At 74.2% G+C, this 2,543-nt stretch carries 3 protein-coding genes; 2 read left to right on the forward strand and 1 reads right to left on the reverse strand.

What is annotated here, in order from left to right; translation table 11 throughout:
- A partial coding sequence (locus H5J29_RS36390; protein ID WP_181784158.1) for an AfsR/SARP family transcriptional regulator occupies positions 1-257 on the reverse strand: 257 nt, incomplete at its 3' end.
- Between the two features lie 243 nt (positions 258-500).
- On the opposite strand from H5J29_RS36390, the gene H5J29_RS28995 reads away from it, so the two are divergent.
- Complete coding sequence (locus tag H5J29_RS28995; protein WP_181784159.1) at positions 501-1,460, forward strand: MBL fold metallo-hydrolase; 960 nt, start codon at positions 501-503, stop codon at positions 1,458-1,460.
- A gap of 4 nt (positions 1,461-1,464) precedes the next feature.
- Positions 1,465-2,543, forward strand: a 1,079-nt coding sequence (locus H5J29_RS29000) for an FAD-dependent monooxygenase (protein WP_246394444.1), incomplete at its 3' end; no start/stop codon positions are given.

The following is a 2,543-nucleotide window of genomic DNA, read 5'->3' on the forward strand; positions in this document are numbered from 1 at the left end:
CCGCGGGGTCGGTCCGGCTCCAGCGCGCGGCGGAGGTTGGACACGAAGACCTGCACCGTGGCGGCCGCGCGGGCGGGCGGGTCGTCCGGCCAGAGATCGTCGATCAGCTGGTCCTGCGACACCACGCGCCCCGCCCGCAGCATCAGGGAGGTCAGGACCGCCCGCTGCTTCGGGCCGCCCAGCTCGAGGCGCTCGCCCGCGCGCCACGCCTCGACCCCGCCGAGCACGCGGAACGAGAGCTCCCCGCTGCCGACCACCGGTCGAGCATGAGTAGCCCGTGTAGACGGGAGGTTTCCCACGCATGACGATCACGTCGCGCGGGGACCACGCCGCCCTCGCCGCGGCGTTCGCCGAGGACACGGTCGCGGTCACCGGGGCGGGATCGTCGAGGCCGACCCTCGGCACGCGTAGACGCGGCCCGGGGGAGCGCCTACCCTCCGGGGTAGTCAAACCTTTGATCGGCTTCGATCGAGGGGCACTCGCCGCAAAGGAGCGTCGACATGGCCCGTCCGTTCGCCTCGTCCGCCGACACGGCCGCGAAGGAGCAGACCCTCGAGGTCCTCGCCGACGGCGTCTACGCGCTGACCGCCGAGGGCGACCCGAACGTCGGGGCGGTCGAGGGGGAGGACTTCCTCGTCTGCTTCGAGGCGCTGGCCACGCCCGTCGCCGCCCGCGCCTGGCTCGACCGGCTGCGCGAGCACACCGACAAGCCCGTCCGCTACCTGGTGCTCAGCCACTACCACGCGGTCCGCGTGCTCGGGGCCAGCGCGTTCGAGGCGGACGCGATCGTCGCGCACGAGAACACCCGCGCGCTGGTGGCCGAGCGCGGCAAGGAGGACTGGGAGAGCGAGTTCGCCCGGATGCCCCGGCTCGCGGCGGCGGCCGACTCCGTGCCCGGGCTGACCTGGCCGACCCTCACCTTCGCCGACCGGATGACGATCGACCTCGGCGGGGACCGCGGCGACCTCGTCCTGCAGTTCCACGGCCGCGGGCACACCGAGGGGGACCTCACCGCCTGGCTGCCGCGGCACCGGATCCTGTTCGCGGGCGACCTCGTCGAGGCGCAGGCCGCGCTCTACACCGGCGACGCCTTCCACCGCGACTGGGCGGGCTCGACCCTCGACGGGGTCGCGGCGCTGGGCGCGGAGCAGTTGGTCGGCGGACGGGGTGCGGTGAGCCAGGGGCGGGCCGAGGTCGACGCGGCGATCGCCCAGACCCGCGGGTTCCTGCAGGTCATGCTGCGTGAGGTCGGCGCGGTGCAGGCCCGCGGCGGCACGCTGAAGGAGGCCTTCGAGGCCACCCACGCCGCCCTCGTCGACGACTACGGGCACTGGCCGATCTTCGAGCACTGCCTGCCCTTCGACGTCTCCCGGCTGTGGGACGAGCTGTCCGGGATCGAGCGTCCGGTCATCTGGACCGGGGAACGGGACCGGGAGGTCTGGGCGCAGTTGCAGGGCTGATCCGATGACCCAGCCGATGACCCGGCCGATGACCCGGCCGACGAACCCGGTGATCATCGTGGGGGCGGGCCCGGTCGGCCAGACCACCGCCCTGCTGCTCGCTCGGTGGGGCGTCCCGTCGATCGTGCTCGACGCCCGCCCCGCCCGCACCGCCGCGGGCTCGCGCGCCATCTGCCAGCAACGGGACGTGCTCGACGTCTGGGAGTCGGTCGGCGCGGGCCACCGGATCGCCGCGGAGGGGGTCACCTGGACCACCGCGCGGACCTTCCACCAGGGGGAGGAGCTGTTCAGCCTCACGCTCGCCGAGCCCGGCCGCCCCGCCTTCCCGCCGTTCGTCAACGTGTCGCAGACCCGCACCGAGGAGATCCTCGACTCCTGCATCGCGGAGCAGCCGCTCGTCGACGTGCGGTGGGGGCACCCCGTCGTCGACCTCACCCAGGACGCGGCGGGGGTGACCGCGCTCTGTGCCGACGGGCGGGTATTCACCGGCACCCACGCCGTCGTCTGTGCGGGCGGCCGGGCCGACGCGCTGCGGGAGCGGCTCGGTGTCCGGCTGGCGGGCCGGTCCTTCGACGACCGCTTCCTGATCTGCGACGTCCGCGCCGACCTCCCGGGCTGGGCCACCGAGCGGCGCTTCCACTTCGACCCGGAGTGGAACCCGGGCCGCCAGGTGCTCGTCCACCCCTGCCCGGACTCGGTCTTCCGGATCGACTGGCAGGTCCCGCGCGACCACGACCTGGAGGCGGAGATCGCCTCCGGTGCGCTCGACACGAGGATCCGCCGGGTGCTCGGCGGCGCCCTCGCCGCGGACTACGAGCTGGTCTGGTGCTCGGTCTACCGGTTCCAGTCCCGGGTCGCGGACCGGATGCGCTGCGGGCGGGTGCTGCTGGCGGGCGACGCCGCGCACCTGTTGTCCCCCTTCGGTGCCCGCGGGCTGAACTCCGGCGTGGCGGACGCCGAGAACGCGGCCTGGAAGATCGCCTACGTCCGGCGGGGCTGGGCGGCCGAGGAGCTCCTGGAGACCTATCACGACGAGCGGCACGCGGCGGCACGGGAGAACCTCGAGGTCACGACGGCCACGAT

The organism is Pseudonocardia pini (assembly GCF_013870575.1).
Taxonomy (GTDB): Bacteria; Actinomycetota; Actinomycetes; order Mycobacteriales; family Pseudonocardiaceae; genus Pseudonocardia; species Pseudonocardia pini.